This is a genomic window from Bacteroides sp. LFL-34, from assembly GCF_027257075.1.
Taxonomy (GTDB): domain Bacteria; phylum Bacteroidota; class Bacteroidia; order Bacteroidales; family Bacteroidaceae; genus Bacteroides; species Bacteroides ovatus.
In genome coordinates this window covers 327,594-344,932 of the sequence record NZ_JAPQKZ010000002.1, presented here as the reverse complement: position 1 = coordinate 344,932, position 17,339 = coordinate 327,594, and the positions used below count along the sequence as shown (strand labels likewise).

Annotated in this window: 13 protein-coding genes; all 13 read right to left on the bottom strand. The window is 40.7% G+C overall.

Translation table 11 applies throughout. The annotated features are described in order from the left end of the window. Positions 1-134: 134 nt before the first annotated feature. A complete protein-coding gene (locus tag N5O98_RS01745; RefSeq protein WP_004310319.1) occupies positions 135-1,142 on the bottom strand; it encodes a FecR family protein in 1,008 nt (335 codons plus the stop codon). A gap of 7 nt (positions 1,143-1,149) precedes the next feature. Further along, a complete protein-coding gene (locus tag N5O98_RS01740) occupies positions 1,150-1,770 on the bottom strand; it encodes an RNA polymerase sigma factor (protein WP_004310318.1) in 621 nt (206 codons plus the stop codon). A 195-nt stretch (positions 1,771-1,965) separates the two neighbouring features. Next, positions 1,966-4,170 carry an alpha-L-rhamnosidase-related protein gene (locus N5O98_RS01735; RefSeq protein ID WP_182423438.1) on the bottom strand — a complete coding sequence of 735 codons (2,205 nt, stop codon included), beginning with the start codon at positions 4,168-4,170 and terminating at the stop codon, positions 1,966-1,968. Positions 4,171-4,310: 140 nt separating this feature from the next. Beyond that, complete coding sequence (locus N5O98_RS01730; RefSeq protein WP_118160944.1) at positions 4,311-6,170, bottom strand: right-handed parallel beta-helix repeat-containing protein; 1,860 nt, start codon at positions 6,168-6,170, stop codon at positions 4,311-4,313. A 35-nt stretch (positions 6,171-6,205) separates the two neighbouring features. Next, entirely contained in the window at positions 6,206-8,302 is a 2,097-nt protein-coding gene (locus N5O98_RS01725; protein ID WP_118160945.1) for an aceric acid hydrolase, read from the bottom strand. 128 nt (positions 8,303-8,430) lie between these two features. Beyond that, entirely contained in the window at positions 8,431-9,180 is a 750-nt protein-coding gene (locus N5O98_RS01720) for a DUF5131 family protein (protein ID WP_118160946.1), read from the bottom strand. 729 nt (positions 9,181-9,909) lie between these two features. Further along, on the bottom strand, positions 9,910-10,848 hold the full coding sequence (locus N5O98_RS01715) for an N-acetylmuramoyl-L-alanine amidase (RefSeq protein ID WP_004318388.1): 939 nt from the start codon (positions 10,846-10,848) through the stop codon (positions 9,910-9,912). Positions 10,849-10,876: 28 nt separating this feature from the next. After that, positions 10,877-11,227, bottom strand: coding sequence for a hypothetical protein (locus N5O98_RS01710; RefSeq protein ID WP_118160947.1), 351 nt, complete (start codon positions 11,225-11,227; stop codon positions 10,877-10,879). Positions 11,228-11,312: 85 nt separating this feature from the next. Further along, positions 11,313-11,831 carry an HU family DNA-binding protein gene (locus tag N5O98_RS01705; protein WP_004296078.1) on the bottom strand — a complete coding sequence of 173 codons (519 nt, stop codon included), beginning with the start codon at positions 11,829-11,831 and terminating at the stop codon, positions 11,313-11,315. Positions 11,832-12,143: 312 nt separating this feature from the next. After that, a complete protein-coding gene (locus N5O98_RS01700; protein WP_149948970.1) occupies positions 12,144-14,093 on the bottom strand; it encodes a protein-disulfide reductase DsbD family protein in 1,950 nt (649 codons plus the stop codon). A gap of 25 nt (positions 14,094-14,118) precedes the next feature. Beyond that, on the bottom strand, positions 14,119-14,667 hold the full coding sequence (locus tag N5O98_RS01695) for a hypothetical protein (protein WP_118160949.1): 549 nt from the start codon (positions 14,665-14,667) through the stop codon (positions 14,119-14,121). A gap of 167 nt (positions 14,668-14,834) precedes the next feature. Beyond that, positions 14,835-15,368 carry a hypothetical protein gene (locus N5O98_RS01690; RefSeq protein ID WP_242398329.1) on the bottom strand — a complete coding sequence of 178 codons (534 nt, stop codon included), beginning with the start codon at positions 15,366-15,368 and terminating at the stop codon, positions 14,835-14,837. Positions 15,369-15,489: 121 nt separating this feature from the next. Further along, positions 15,490-17,334 carry a S41 family peptidase gene (locus N5O98_RS01685; RefSeq protein ID WP_269495433.1) on the bottom strand — a complete coding sequence of 615 codons (1,845 nt, stop codon included), beginning with the start codon at positions 17,332-17,334 and terminating at the stop codon, positions 15,490-15,492. Positions 17,335-17,339 lie beyond the last annotated feature (5 nt).

Sequence of the window (17,339 nt, the reverse complement as noted above, 5' to 3'; positions counted from 1 at the left end):
TCAAAAAAGCGGGTGAGAGAAAAAAGAGTTTTTTTGCATAAGCCTAATTTATTTCATAACATTCTTATTCTAAAACAGTAAAGGCTGCGTATATACACAGCCTGTCCTCATTCTATTATCCTATCCAGTATATTTTACTTCTTTCCGTCCTGTTTCATTCGGACTGTCACTTCTTTCCGGACTTCATCATATTCAAATTTTACCGGTGCAATTTTTTCCAAATCCTGAAGCACCTTCTCCAGTATCGTGTTATCCGAGGTCAACGTATATACATATTTCGATGCCTGCTCATCCTCTATCTTAAAGTTTACATTATACCAGCGGTTCAGAACCTTGACCACTTCTGCCAGAGGAGTATCTTTAAAAGAAATCACATTGTCTTTCCACATTGAAACTTGCTTTGAATGATCGTTCTTGATTATCCGGCACTGGTCACTTTCTTTATTATATATCAGTTTCTCGCCCGGCAGTAACGGGTATTCTTTTGCAGAGGAAAGAGTCAGGTTTACATGTCCTTCATCCAGACAGATCACAATATCTTTATTTTCCGGGTAGGCTTGTACATCAAAAGAAGTACCTAGTACATGAACGGAAGGTCCGTTCAGATTAACGATAAACGGACGTTTTTTATTCTTGGCTACCACGAAATAGGCTTCTCCCACCAGGAAAACTTCCCGCTTACTCAATCCGAACTTTTTAGGATACTTCAACCAGGAATCCGAATTGATATAAACTCGCGTCCCGTCTTGAAACATCATCTGTATCCGCTCTCCTTTGGCAACACGAATTTCCTCATACTCCGTAGTGCCGAATAAATCCACCCGGGAATTGATCTGTAAATAAAGACCTATCAGGAAAATAACGGGAATCAAGATTGCAGCCACACGGAAGCAGATACGTTTGATCTGTTTGCGTGATATGTTCTTTTGGATCTGATGGTACATCTTTTCTGAAGGTATAGTATGGTCCACATATATTTCTGCCGTTTCGGCTTTTAAATATTCTGCCTCCCGAGTCATCACAGCATCCAGGTAAGTGTTCCCTTCTTCTGTGGCAAACCATTCCGCCACAAATTTTGCATCCTCCGGTGTAGCAACTCCGGCAAGCACTTCTTCTATTTGTTTATCAGTGGGTCGATTCATTCTCTTTTTATCTTAAATAGTGGACACTTAAATATGTCATTAGTGTGACAAAAGTAACAATTATTAGCATTTTACTTAAATGAATACGTAGCATTTTCAATGCTTCCGTATAATGCGTTTTGACTGTATTAACAGACAGATTCATCCGTTCGGCTATTTCCTGATTCGTTAGTTCCTCTTTCACTTTCATCAAACAAATACTGCGTTTCTGCGGTGGAAGCATATCTACCGCTTTATAAAAAGAGGCCATCAATTCTTTCTTCTCCAGATTTTCTATCAGATTATCTTCGTAGACAGGCGTCGATTGGGCTATCTCATAGTTCTTGCTGATTGCACTATTCTCATTACGAATCAGATTTAAGACATGATTTTTCGTCATAGTGAACAGATAGTTCTTAAGGCTGATTCCTACATGTAGTTCCGACCTAAATTCCCATAAACGGGCAAAGACATGTTGCACTACATCTTCTGCCATGTCTGCATTCATTAAATAACGGTAAGCTAATACATATAGCAGCTTATGATATCTGTCATAAGCCTGTGTAAAAGCTCCTTTATCTCCTTTTTCTATGAAGGAAAAGAGCTTCTCGTCATCCGTATTAGTGTATTGAGCTGATTTATCTAACATTCCTTGGACTTTGTTTAATCGTTTTTCCAAAAGAACAAAAGACATATTACAATTATGTGTCTTTCACAAAACAAAAGTAGTAAAATTTAGAAAAGGCAATGCATATTCCTATAAAAAAAGTCCCTGATTAACAATCTCCACTATAAAAGAGGATCGTTAATCAAGGACTACTCCACTAACTAATTAACAAATGAATTATAAATGATAGGTAACAATTCTTTCTTCGGGTGAATCGATCCAGAGCCGCCATACTCCTTCCGACACTTTCTCCGGTGTTCCGATATTTGCTTTGGGGGAACGACGGCTTTTGATTGTCAGATAGCCTTTCCCTTCTGTTGCTTTCACTTTCATCGTTTTGCTGTTCATATAGACATGGATATTGCCATTCGGTGTGGGTACAGTGCCTTCCATCCATTTCAATCCTCCCAATACAGGAGCAATAGCAAACTCTTTATATCCTTCTTTTACAGGTTTCACTCCCAGATAATATTTGCCCAACAGGTAGATAGGACTCGCTCCCCAGGCATGGCACAAACTCTTTCCGTATGGACGGCCATACATGGCAAGATGTTGCGTTCCGGTTTCTTCCGGGTTATATTTTTCCCAGAAGGAGGTAGCTCCTTCCTTCAACATTCCTCCCCAATAGGCTTTCATTTCTTTCATTACAGCATCTTGTTCGCCAAGAGCACAAAGGGCTTCCAGTTCGTAAAAACGCATATAGGGAGTTGTTATTTTCAGAATACTGTCATTCAGAAGAACAGAGTTCTTGATGGCTTGCTGCTTGTCTGCATTCAAATATTGAAAGAATACAGAAAACATATTTGCATAGCGGGTGACTGCATCACTTTGCTGACCGTTGACGCAGTTATGTACAAATGCCTGTTTCTCGTTATTCCAGAAGGCAGGTTCTAACTTTGCTTTCAAAGCAGCAGCCAGTTTCTCGTATTTCTGTTTGCCATTGGCATCTCCAACTAATTCCGCACACAAAGCCATTGTTTCCAGACTCCTGCAAAACAAAATTTGTTCAAAAGAGAGTTCACCTTTCTTATCCAGATAACCGTCTGCCCAGTCCACAAATACCCAGTCGCCGGTCATGCCTTCTACCATGCCATTCTTATTGGTACGTCCCAACACATAATCCATCATTGTTTGCATACGTGGATACAGTTGGTTGACAAAATGGCGGTCGCCACTATACATATAATAGTCATATACGCTAAGGAACCAGTAGAAAGTATAATCCATGATTGTATTACTGTGGCTGGTCACAGGGTCTTTGCCACGAAGTAACCAGATTGTACGTTTGACGGACTCGTTATCAAAGAAAAGATAGTAGTTCATCAAATAACTTTGGATGGCATCGCCACTCCATACCCAACGGTCACGTTTGATACCGTCAATGAAAAATTCGCGGGTAGTGAGATGCATGGTGTATGCACCAACTTCCCAAATACGATTCAGTTCTTCATCATTGCAACGGAAATTTCCACGGTATTCTTCAGGAAGATATTCATATTGCATGGAGACTTCTCCAATCTGTACACCCAGCTCGTGAGTTACATAGACATAGCGGAAGGCTTTACTGTTCTCCAATGTATATTCGTTTTCAGAATTACTCAAGGAAGAAGTGCTGCGGATGGCGAGGTCGGTCACTTGTCCCGGTTCGAGCAAGAGTTTGTCCAATGTTTCGCAATATGCTTTATCTTTTGCTTCTTCCGGGCTTTCACCATAATAAATTTCTATTTTTCCTTTTCCGGAAAGATTCTTCAATGTGATAAACCCGAATGTTTCTTTTCCAAAATCATAAAGGATACCTCCTTCGGACTGTTCTGTCTTCGTAACAGGTTGCTGCGGTTCACGCGTCAGACTGAATTGGGAAGGACGTTGGGTAGCTCCGTCAAAATTCCAGCAACCGGCATCCATATAGATAGTGGCAGATGTGTCACTGGCTTTTCCACTCTCGTCAATCCATTCTTTATCTTCGTAAGTCACACGCCAGGAAGAGTCTGAATTCACTGTTTTTCCCTTCACATAAATAGTGGGAGGAGTTGCCTGATTCCAGACTTTAATGTTCAGATTATGTTTTCCGGCCGGAAGCAACATGGTTTCCGGCATACCGAACTGGAGCTTTCCATCCAGTTTGACGTTGTACTTTCCTTCGGCAGCAATAAAGATCTCTTCCGGCTCAGAAAGATTCAGTTGCTTGCTGAATTCTACGACAACATAATGACTGTCCGTTTTCCAAAAAGGAGGGAAAAATGCACCTCGTTCCGTACGACGGTTATTCATTTGATTTCCCAGCCAGATTTCGTAGTCTCCCGGATACCATATCCAGGTCTGGGCAAATGCGCTGCTTGCCAAAGACAAGGCACTAAGCAATATCATATATTTCTTTTTCATTTCTCTTTCTATTACTAACAAACTGAATCGTAAGAAATAATTCGTTCCACAGTGGTTGACGTTTAGTTCCACATCTGTTTCCCTTTAGTTCCATATCTGTGGAACGAATCACGTATTACAGTTAAATGACTTGTCAATACCTACTGGATATTTAGTAAATCCTTATATCCTGCTTCCAGTCCCGCACGTTCACGAACATCATTATCCACCTTCGGGCCATTGTTCTCCCATACATTTCCCGGACCATTGGCATTTTGCAGATACTTCTCTCCTTCTGTCCAATTATCACGTACAGTAATAAAGGAAGAACCTTCATCCGTATAAAGATAGAACCAGTGATTAGGATCGTGCACATACCCCGGCTTATAAATACTATGCACGCAATTCTCCGTTACATAACTTTTCGGCTGCGAACCGAGTGTGTAAATACCTGCCACATCATACATGTGTTTCGCATAATGATGAATCAGATTGGCATGTACTCTGTTATTACGCATACAATTCACAGTTTGCGTCCATCCCCAACCAAGGCTGATGCCACTATAAGGCACTTCACTGATTTCATTATGTTCGATATTGACGTCCCCTACATATCCCGCAGCAATGGCAAGGCATCCCCAATCTTCATTGCCTATTTCCGTGAAATAGCAATTATTGATTTGTTGCTGTGTGCATACTTCCCGACGATCAGCAGGGTCGTATGGCAAATGCGTTTCATGGGCAGCCGGAGAAAAACTGCCGACTAACAGACCATTTCCGGCAATATCGCGGAAAAGACAGCCACGAACAACACCGCCTTGCACCGCTTCTTCATAATCCAATCCGGTCGAGCCTAAATGCTCGAACCGGCAACGCTCGAAATCAATCTGCCTTGCAGCAACCACACGAACAGCAGCTGCGGGACGTCCCAACCATCCTTGGTTATCCAACGGATGATTCAAATAGTTCCGTTGCATTTTCGGATCAATCCGGTAACCATCTGTCAGATACATACCTGCCTGAAGAGGTACATGTCCTTTTTCTGACGGACGCATCCACGTAGTATAGGAAAAAGTAATTTTCTCGAAACGAATATGACACACAGGGCGATCCAAAGTTCCTTCCACCCGTACTAATGTCTCAACGGCAGGCACGATCACTTCCGCCTCCTGCATCTTCTCTCCTTCCCGTGGATAATAATATACTTTACGGGCATCTATATCATGATACCATTCTCCGGGTACATCCTGCAATTCGCGGGCATTTGTCAGATAGAAAGCAGAATTATGTCCGTTCGTCGTCACCATCGGACGCGGCCAGGGATGCTCAAACTGAATCCGGCTTTCCGGTTGATGAAAACGTATTGCCGCACTATCTCCCTGCACTTCAACTGAACGAATCCGAAGATTGGCAACACACCACATCTGGTGTAATACCATCTCGGCATATTTAGCTTTCAAATTCCCTTTATTATCAATAAGTCTGCGAATGGAAACTGCAGGCACATAAAGAATTTCATTCTTCTCATCCACACTGCAAATGCGATTCATCTTTTCGAAATCTTCCACATCACGGGCACGAACTGCCTTTTTTCCATTCACCCACAACTGGCGGAAATCCAATGGACGTCCATTAAATGCCGGGACATCTGCTACCCAAACTTTCCCTTGTTTCTTCCAGCCATTTATGCTGATTCCTCCACTCAATATCACCTTTTCATCGCCTACCGAACGAATGACTGTTGGCGATTCCTTGGTTCCGCTATCTTCCGGACGGATAAAAACCGGTTCATGGAAGGCATACGTTCCACCTTCCATATAGATTGTGATTCCACCTTGAATACGGTTATCCTCTGTCCTGCGCCATTCTCGTGCTTGTCGCAAGGCAGAAGTCAGCGTGGCTTTAGGAGATTGACGAGTTCCGTCGTTGAAATCACTGCCCTTGGGAGAAATCCATATCTCATCGGCCAATAGCCAGTGACTGCACAAGATACATATAGCCGTTAAAAATAACTTTTTCATGATTTTTTTCATTTCTGTATACTAAACAATCCGGACTATCTGGCAAGAGGCATCCATACAGTCATTTCTCCCTTTCCTCTGTTTCCCCAGGCATAATAAGGAATCAAGCGGATATTTACTGTCTTTTCAGCCTGAACAACCGGCCGGTAAAGCACTCCTTCCCACGAAGTTGCAGATGCCAGACGTGCCATCCCTTCGAGTGCAACAATCGGACTGCCTTCGATTGTGATTTTCTTCGGAGTTAGTTTTATATCAGCGGGAATCAATACATTATCAATCTTTTCCCCGTTTGCAATATCCATACTTTCCAGACAGTACACCAACGGCCCGCGCTTCACGACCACCTGATTACGAATCTCCTCTGCTAACGGATGAGCTTCGAGCAAACGGACAGGCATATCCATCATCAGCTCCACTATATCCCCCTTCTTCCATGTACGATTTACTTCCGCATACGAATTTGCCTTTGCATTGGTTTGCAGCGGCTGTCCATTCACCCTAAGCGTAGCCTTTTCACACCATTCAGGAATACGTAAGAAGAGCGAGAAAGTACCCGCCTTACGAGGAACTTTATCCAACGTTACGCGCACATTTCCATCCCAGGGATAATCCGTTTCCTGCGTCAGAGCTACTTCTCCCTTCTCTTTCCAAGTCGTTGTCAATGTATTTGCCCCATACAGATTGCAATAAATCCCTTCCGGACTCAATGTATATGCATAGTTTTGTGCCTGGCACAGCGTACGCAATGTGTTCGGAGGACAGCAGAAACAACTGATATATTCTGTCCGTTCCTTTGGCCAGCGAAGCGTGTAAGGAAGATCGGCACTGATACGAAGCGGATTCGTGTAGAAATACTTCTTTCCATCCAGACTAATACCGCTCAATACACTATTATAAAGACAAGTCTCCACAAGATCGGCATATTTCGCATCCCCTGTCACTTCCAGCATCCGCCAGTTGAACAACATATTACCGATATTAGCACACGTTTCATTGTGAGCAGTGCTATTCGGCAGCTGATAAGGACGTCCATAACTCTGATGCACTTTCTGAATACTATCCGGCTCATAACACGTTCCATCGGGCGATGTACCATCATAAAGAGCACCGCAAGCACCGGTCACATACATTTTCCGGGTCACGATATCATTCCAGATACTAGTCAGATTCTTCATTAATTGCTGCTCACCGGTTTCTGCATATACATCCGCTACTCCGGCATACAGATAGTTGGCACGTACCGCATGTCCCATCGCACGATATTGATCGCGGAAAGGAATACGGTCCTGGTTATCATCCGTACCGTTCTCTACCATACCACGGATATCAATCAGATTCTTTGAAAGCTCCAGATAACGGGGATTTCCGGTAGCCCGGTACATTTCGACTACCCCCATATAGTGAGAGGGACAAATAGCATTGCGAGCCAGTTCGGCAGAAGCCGTTTCATAAAAATGACAGAGGAAATCCGTCGCTTTCACGGCAGCATCGAAAAGAGTCGTTTTTCCGGTGGCACGACGATGCACAATACCCGCCATCATCAAGTGTCCCAGATTATAAGTCTCAAAGTTCAACCGATTCGCAAAAGCTCCTTTTTCATCCTCGTCACCTACTTTCGTTCCAATGACCGTTTGTTTATGCTGACCCTCCAATGCATGAGAGTCAATCCCTTTATTCAGTTCTTCGATAACAACAGGCGTATGTATATAACCGTCTGCACGTTGGGCTTTTACGACACAAGTAATAAAGTTATCCATTAACTTGTCCAACTCCGGATCTTTATTAACTGCATAGACAGAAGCGACACCTTCCATCCATTTATACATATCTCCGTCATGAAATGGAGGTCCCCAATGCTCTCCTTTGCATACCCCGGCAGCAATCTCAAAATTACGGAAACCGTGAGAGATCTCCGGCGCGTTCCAAGTGTTCCACATACTTTGCAGGGAAGTCCGGCTAAATACCTGAAAGCGATCTCCCCAGAATCCATCTGTCCAATGTACGGCACTGATTCCGGTATTCGCCATCTTCGCAAAACGGCTCTGACTCATATCCGTCAATCCATTGCTTTGCGCAAGTGCTCCCGTAACGGAGGCGGAAGCTAAAAGAAGTAACAGTTTTATCTGTTTCATTAATATGGATAATTTAAAATTTACACAATATCTTTATAAAAAGACGTGATTATCCGCATTTTGTACTCAATAAAACAAAAAAGCGAAGATTGCCAAGCAACCCTCGCTTTCAGTAAAAAATATCTGAACTAACCTTTTATTTCTTGTTTATCAGGCATATAATTCAATCCTGCCTTCCTCGCCTGCGAATGTTGAAACTGTCGGGCAATTTTGTATTCATGTCCCTCTTTCAGCAAATAACTCCCAGTCTGCTTGAACCAAAAGCCGACATTCGCATCTATACATTGCTGCCGGATATCCAGCACCCACTCGTAGTCACACATTCGGGCTTCCTTTCCCGACTCCCCTCCGGCAACCACCTGTTCCACCCAATCCCCTAACTCACCTCTAAAATCAATCCGGCTAAGAAGCGGCTCGCAGATAATAATTTTATGTTTAATAGGAATTTCTCTATAAATAGGTAGACGATAATCCACCCTATCCTGATTCTCCATTGTGCAGCAGATTGTTACGTTCTCATACCCATCACCCCAATCGGGAGGCAGACACTGTTGCAATCGGTCTATCCGTTTAGTGATAAAGAGGAAACGAAGATCCTGCCGTATCCGCATCATCTCCCACGCTTCGGCACGCCATTCGTCAGCATCTTCTATCAGAAAGTCCGAAGTAAAACAGGTATATACCAGATTGCCCGAAGGTATCTTATACGTACCGTTCTTTTTCCGAAGCAAGGGTAAATCAAACTTCTCCGTCTTTGTCACCACCGAACTGTCTTTTCCATATTTACCATCCGTCCGATACACATAACAATGGCAGCAGCCCTCACTCAATTTGTGACAGCCATGCCAAAGATTCCACATTGAAGCTTTTTCACCCATCTTCTTTTTTTCTTCAAAGATATATTTAAACTATTACATAACCATAAAAAGAGTGCACCCTATTCTTCAACAGAATAAAGGTGCACCAAAACACAAACAAAACAAACAATAGAGCGACCTTCACAGGCAGCCGATCCACAAGGGATCTTTATCTTAGTCAGCCCATCTTGATGATGATAGCTTCACTCATAGCGATACTCCTACTGCTGATAACAATGCAGGCAAAAAGTATTCCATGTATTGCCTTACATGAATCTGGTTTTCCATTTCCTCCCAAAATTCTAATTGCTTATAACGGGTAAAGTAGCACCCAAAAATCATAAAAGAATGTTTTTTTATCGAGAAGACATTTTGCTAATCGACTATTATATATAATCATTAATCCCTAATATTGTTTGTTAGTTACCTTCTGCAAAGGTCCGTATAATCACGAATATGGCAAATTGTATTCATGTTTAAGAGAACAATATCTGTTTACAAACAAGACTAATAGCTAATGTTTTAAAATAGCCTGTTTCAGTATATGCAAAATTCAAACTCAAAAGCTACCACTTTTACGTTATTCGCACATTTAGGGCTATACAATTCCAATTATCACAATAGAAAAATTCGCCCTCATTCTCATTGTATATCCCGATGATGAATATGAATATTATTGAACAATCACTCCATTAAGCCCGATATACCTCTACAAAGATAGTATTATTCTATATATTTCTATGCAAATCCTCAAAAAAGAATTCTCCTCTTTTTATAAATAAAGTAAAGTAACATCAATGCCGATATACTAATTATTAGCATCCAACTTATATTTTTCCTATAATATAAGCTATTCTCTTCCTCCTCACAAACCACTTTATGATGATTCGTGTCGATGAAAGATGATATTTGAGTATCTTCTTTCTCATCTATCCTCTCTTTCTTTTCAAAAACCTTATTCACCGTCTTTCTGCTACCTGAAATAAAACAGGTGGAAGAGAAATCCCCTGTCGCAGTATCTTTCCCCAATACTACCAATATTTGTTCGGTAGACTCCTCCATCCGTTCCAGCATCTTCCTTTCCTGATTAACATCATACGAAGCCACATGGGAAGAATGCCCGGAAGAACTTGAATCCATCTGCACCTCACTGCTCCTACTGATAACTTCCTTCTTAGTCCTACATCCCGAAAGCACCCCCGGAAGAACGAACCCCAACAATAAAACAAACAGCAGCTCCCTCCCACTCTTCATAAACTCCCTCACATCAAAACAAGGACACGCTTTCACATATTCATAAGGTTCGATCACCCCGTCTCCATTCAAATCCGGCGAAGTATCCCGGTGTCCCAATACCTGAAGAATAGTATATTCCCGTTGCAAATCCATTATTACTTGATAAAGCACCCGTTTTTGAGCATTTGTCCGAGTATCTGCCGGATGTCCGTTCTCATCCAATCCCCCGATATAACAGAGCCCGATACTTCGCTCATTCCAACCTTTGCAATGTGCTCCAGGCAAATCAATCTCCCTTCCTTTCTCCAGTCTTCCGTCCAGACGGATAACATAATGATAACCGATACCATTGAACCCACGTTCCCGGTGCCAACGGTCAATATCTGCAGCGGTAAAATCCTGTCCGGCTTTTGTAGCCGAGCAATGCACTATAATAGAATCTATCTTTCTCATGACATTTTATTCTTATCAACTAACCTCATTAATATTCCGAAGGAGGAATGCGCTTCACACACCCTCTGATCTCACACTTTTTCACCTCCGACTCTTTCTGTGCCAACTCCACCTCATGGCATTTATGTATCCAGTCGATCTTCTCTTCCTGCTCCTTGCGAAGCTCGATATAAAGCCCGTCTATTTTCTCGTCCCGCTGTGCCAGGCGATCTTCCAGCCAATCCACCTTTTTACGACGATTTTCTTCTTCCAGACTGCTCACGTCTGCCTCTTCTTTCCGTGCATCCGTTTCCCGGCAAGAAATATATCTCACCATCCATTTCACCGCTTCCAAACCACCCATAGCAGTAATAAAAGCAAGGATTGTAGTTATTTGCATATTGATCTATTTATGTAGTTATAAAGAAAGAATGAGGCCGAAGCCCCATTCCATACAAAATCGCTAATTCCCGACTTTCCGTTTATCAAGCTGCCGGATCGGGTGCTTCACCATTACCTCCTGCACCTCCGTCAGGATCCGGTGCTTCGCCTCCTTCGCCTGAATCACCGTCGATGATACTTGAGTCGTTGATATGATCCAAATCCTTAAACTTCAATCCATCCGAACGCGTCGAAGTTCCCGTAAAGAGACGGATATCCGAATTCGCACGAAAACAAACCCGCAGACCACTGATGTCGGATACAGTAAAGTCTTCTGCCTTTTCCGTTCCTTTGCTTTGAGCTGAAAGGAAAAAGTAACCCAATCCCTTAATGTTCACTGAACGGCCCGAAAGTAATGTCTTACGTAGAAGTGTACGAAAATCTTTCAATACACTAATTGTTTCACCCTCACTTACACCGGAAGTAGAAGAGATTTCTTTTGCAAACTCATCCAGTGTAGCGCTCGTATCATATTGATAAGAAATCACCGGATACACTTTCTTTCCTGCCTCTTTGTTTGTCGGGTCACACAGACGTTGAACTCTTTTAAATCTAATTGCCATAATACTTTTCTTTTTTTAAATGAATACTGTTTAATAATTACTTCGCTAACGTTAACAATGCAAAGATGCGACATATTCAACGGACATGAAACGACAAGCAATTATCGGCACTACAGAGCCTACAAACAGCATTTATAGCAAATAATCAACCCAATACCTGGAAAAAAGCGACAAGCAGAGGGACAAGGGAGCATAAAAAAGACCGGCAAACAAAGTCACGCTTTGTATGCCGGTCCCACTACCTAAAAACAAATTCCTTTTCTAATCCTATCGATCACGAGTCCAGGTTAAAAAGAGAATCAATGACTAAATTCATTTTACGTAATGTTCCAATCCTTTCTGTAAAAACTCAATATAAGAAGTAATATCTTCATTATATGCATACGACTTATTCAACGGATAACCTTCATTATCCAGCAATACATAAAAAGGCTGTGCATTTGCTCCAAACTTCACACGTTGCAGATAGCTCCATTTATCCCCTACCGAGCGTAAGGTACGTTCCGTTCCATTTTCCGTTACTTTGAGCGGCTCATTCAATGGAGTCTTATCATCTACATACAAAGAGATAAGCACATATTTATCATTGATGATACCGCCTACCTTACTATCTGTCCATACTGCCGCCTCCATCTTACGACAATTCACACAACCATATCCGGTAAAGTCGACCATCACAGGCATTCCCTGTTGCCGTGCATACTCCATCCCAATATCATAGTCCTTGAATCTGGAGTGAACCTCATTCGAATATAGATTAAAGTCCTGTGTCATCACAGGAGGAGCAAATGCACTGACAGCTTTCAAAGGTGCTCCCCAAAGTCCGGGGATCATATACACAGCAAACGCTAAAGAGACAAGTGCAAGAAAGAAGCGGGCTACGCCTACCCTACTTTCATCACCGTCATGCGGAAACTTGATCTTTCCTAACAGATATAACCCCATCAGTCCGAAAATCACAATCCATAATGCAAGGAAGGTTTCTCTGTCCAGAATCCTCCAGTCATAAGCTAAATCCGCAACCGACAAGAATTTCAAGGCAAAAGCCAGTTCCAGAAAGCCCAATGTCACTTTAATTACATTCATCCACCCTCCTGACTTAGGCATTGATTTCAGCCACGAAGGAAAAAGAGCAAACAGTGTGAATGGTAAAGCCAAAGCGATGGCAAAGCCTAACATTCCAATAGCAGGAGCAATCACACTACCAGTTGTAGAAACCTGTACGAGCAAAAATCCAATAATAGGCCCTGTACAAGAGAAAGACACCAGAGATAACGTAAATGCCATCAGAAAAATACTTAGCAGCCCACTCGTCGCTTCCGCTTTGCTATCCACAGCATTACTCCATTTAGAAGGCAAAGTAAGTTCAAATGCCCCAAAGAAAGAAGCAGCAAAAATAATCAGCATCAAGAAAAAAAGAATATTGAATACGGCATTCGTTGATAAAGCGTTCAATGCACTAGCACCAAATATTAAAGTAATTGCTAATCCCAGTGTTACATAAATCACCACAATCGAAGCACCATAAGTCCATGCATCCCGAATCCCTTTCTTCTTGTCTTTGTTTCTTTTCAGGAAGAAACTCACAGTCATAGAAATAATCGGCCATACACAAGGAGTAAACAAAGCCAATAAACCGCCAAGAAATCCGGTGACAAAGACATACAGCCAAGATTTATCCTCTTGAGAATGTTCTTCCCCCAACTCTTGCAGTTCATTAATAACCGGCTTCCAAAGATCACTTTCCGATTGCTTCTCTAGCACATTTGCCGGCCTCTCTTCCTCTTCTTTTGCAACTGCTATATCTGCTTCTGCTTTTTTCCCATATTGAAAAGGAATTTGAGTCGGAGGTAAACAGCTCTCATCATTACAAGCCCCAAACTCCAGAAACCCTTCTATAAAGTAATCATTTCCTGTAAATCTCACTTTTTGGATAAACTGTACCGTATCTTCAAAATAACGCACGTTCATCTCGAACATCTTATCATAGATGCTGATTTCTTTTCCAACAGGTTGCAATTTACCCACTGTTTCTACATGACTACTCGCATTGATGTTGAAAGTAGCGGAAATAGGCCCATCATCCCCTATTCCAGTCGAGTATACATGCCATCCTTTCTCTATCGAAGCGGTAAACACGATTTCCGCTTCCGTTTCAGAGGTCATTTTCAACTCATTTTTGAACTTTACAGGCTCCTTGATTTGTGCTTGTATATTCCCGATAGTGTACCAACCTACTAATAAAAATAAAATAATTCTCATTTTCTAAGTTCTAAATTATAATCTATTATACAACAAATTTATTTCGCTGTTTATATTCTATTGTGCTCGTCGGTCTCTTATATCTTTTCAGCATCTCTATATATTCTGGAGAAGGATTCTTATTAGAGGTATCTGCATTTGATGGCGGGGGTATCACTTTGATGAATAAGAAGATGCAGAATATTACCCAAATAAAATTTATTGCTAAAAAAATCCAAACTTGCTTCATACGTTGTCGTTGTTTTTCTTTAGTTTCATTACGATATTTATCAGCAATAGACAAATATTGTCCATCGCTAATAAATAATCTATGAGCAACAAAAGTGAATATAACAGCCAAAAGTATACCTAACTCTTCATTGTTTGGTACTTCCAATGAATGTAATACTCCAACTATTGGGCCAACAAAAACAAAAGTAAACAATGAAGTCGGTAGTAATAACCCTGCCACTTCCGGTAACCGCTTTTCTCCCCACAATCTAAGCTGCCATATATATGTTCGATAAAACAGATATTCATATATCTCATATATATATTCAAACCAACACCTCTGATTTTTCTTCTCTAAAAACATTGTTTACTAATTATTTATTACTCTTATTTTATCAAATAGCAAGCATCATTAGAATATTACCAACTCCTCCAAATTGCTACTGCATGAAAAGCAAAAAAAAGTCGACAAAAAACAGAACAAAAAAACCTTCATATTTTTATCATTCATAGTATTCTTTTTTTAGTTAATTAATTATTTACCTGCGTAATAGAACGAAACCACTTATACTCCCCCTCTACTCCTTCTCTCCATACTTTCAATTGATATGGCTTGGTTACAAAATATTTGTTTAAAGTAGGATTGTAAATTCTTACAGCAAAATTGTATGTTCCTTCACCACCATATAATACTATAACAGTCGCATACCAATTAGAATTAAATATTTCCTTCATAGCCCCATCGGCAGGTACAGGTCTATCTATCCAAAATCCATACTCATTCCCTTGATAGGCACCTCTCGGTATGACTATCGGATATTCAGAATCATAATTTACTATTGATATGTATGTATTAGACAAAGGACATTTATCACTCTCCCCAATACATAATAATTCACTTAAAGGTAGTGTTTTTTCGTAATGAGAGGTTGAATACCAGTTAGTTACCACATTATCCACGGCTTCATATTGTGATTTACTTTCAGAATCATCATCCGAACAACTGCTTATTAATCCTAACATTCCAATGAATATGATTAATTTATATAACGATTTATTCATCATAATATTCCATTTTGTTTCTATTCATTTATGAAGCAAAATGGGGATGCCCTCACTAACACCTTACCGAGAAGCATCCCCTTTAACTTAAGAGAAAATTTATTTCACAAGAGATTTAGTCTTACTAATATAAGTTTTCTACCTCCGGCTTATTATAAATAACAGAGCCAAAAGTTCCTATTGAGCGTTTCACAGACACAGATGGTAATCTTTGAATTCCATCCATTTGTGGACGTTCCATTTTCATCTTTCCACTGCGAACTTTAGCTTTGCCTGTATTGGGATCCACTCCTTGAATATCACACAAAGCATACCATAACGGTAAATTGAAATCGAAGTTATCCCAATCTCCAAAAGCATACGGAAACGCATTATCAATATCATCCGTATAGTCTGCATTTTGATTATTCAACATTACATCTGGCTCAATTCCATCAGCATAATCCCCCCAATCCTTTGCATTGAACGAACGGAAAGTAATCGGAGCAAATTCGTAATAAGAGTTACCATATTTATACTCTTGTACCTCCATACCTACATTTTTTCCTTCAGTACGACTACCAAATAGTTTTACAGGGAAATCAATTCCTCTTAATCCACTAATTACCAATTCACTGGAAGAAGCTGTCTCTTCCGAACAGATAATCCGTATGGAATTCAAACCTAAATCATCTCCATCACCAAACCGAATATATTCATCTGCACCAGAACTACGTTGCATCCTCATGAAAACATCAGAACGATGTGAAGAACCTGCAATAGAAGCTGATAAATAGCGTGACAATTCAACCGCACCTCCGTAATTATAACGTAAATCCAAGATTAAATCGGTAATACCTTCCGTTTTGAACTGCTGTATCATATATTTTAACTCTTCCGCATAATTCAAATCAAAACCTTGATAAACAAGGTAAGCCACATTCAAATTACCTTCTTTTTCTTTTATAAACATAGAATAAAGTACCGGATTGTTATTATAAGTACCTGTCGTCAAAATAACACTTCCATCTACTAATTCATATTTTTGCAAATCTTCATTAGGCACATAGCGTCTATATCCAATATTGAATGACTCCCCTCCACTTGCATAATATAATGCATTCATGTATTGCTGATAGTTGTTTTTATTCAAGGTTACCCCATTCACAGCAACAATTACATCACCGCGTCTTAATCCTGCTTTTGCTGCAGGAGAATCAACAAATACATATCCAATAGACAAGCCGATTGTCGTTCTATCTGCCATATAGGAAGAGAAAAATGTTCCTAATCCTGTTCCTACCATGCTTGTAGCACGAGTTGTGGCATGAGTATCGCTAGAACCTACTTTTTCAATATATGAATAAATATAACGTTGACCGGCATTCACAGAATATGCACGGGAAATTCCTCCATCTTCTGTATTTGTTTTCATCTTCAAAAGGTAGGTAGATAAAAAGTTATCATACGAAACATTTTTGCAATCAACTTCCAGTGTATTATACTCATCCTTGAATAGATAATGTTCCTTCAAATAGTTATGCATAAATTCATTTAAAGCAATATCCGCAGAAGATACGTCACCAGATCCTGATTGTGTTATAGTACATACAACTTCAGGTGTTTTATATCCCTCAACTTGCACAAGCACTGTTAATATACGATTCTGTCCGGCTTCATTTTTATCAACCTTTACCCTGAATCCTCCTTTACCGGCAGTAGAACTACCACTGGTATTAGTAATAGCCGCCCAGTCCGATCCTGTAGAGTATTGTAAAGAAGGAGTCCATTTTCCTGAAGCGGTAAATGAGATTTCAACAGTCTCCCCATAAAGTGAAACAGTCTTTTCCGTTTCACTGCTAATTGCAGTGATTCCATTATCCGTACCGCCAACTTCTCCTCCGTCATCACTATCCGAACAATTACTGAAAGCAATCAGACACAAAGCAAGCAATACTACACTATAAAAGCTATTAAATAAGTTTTTCATCTATT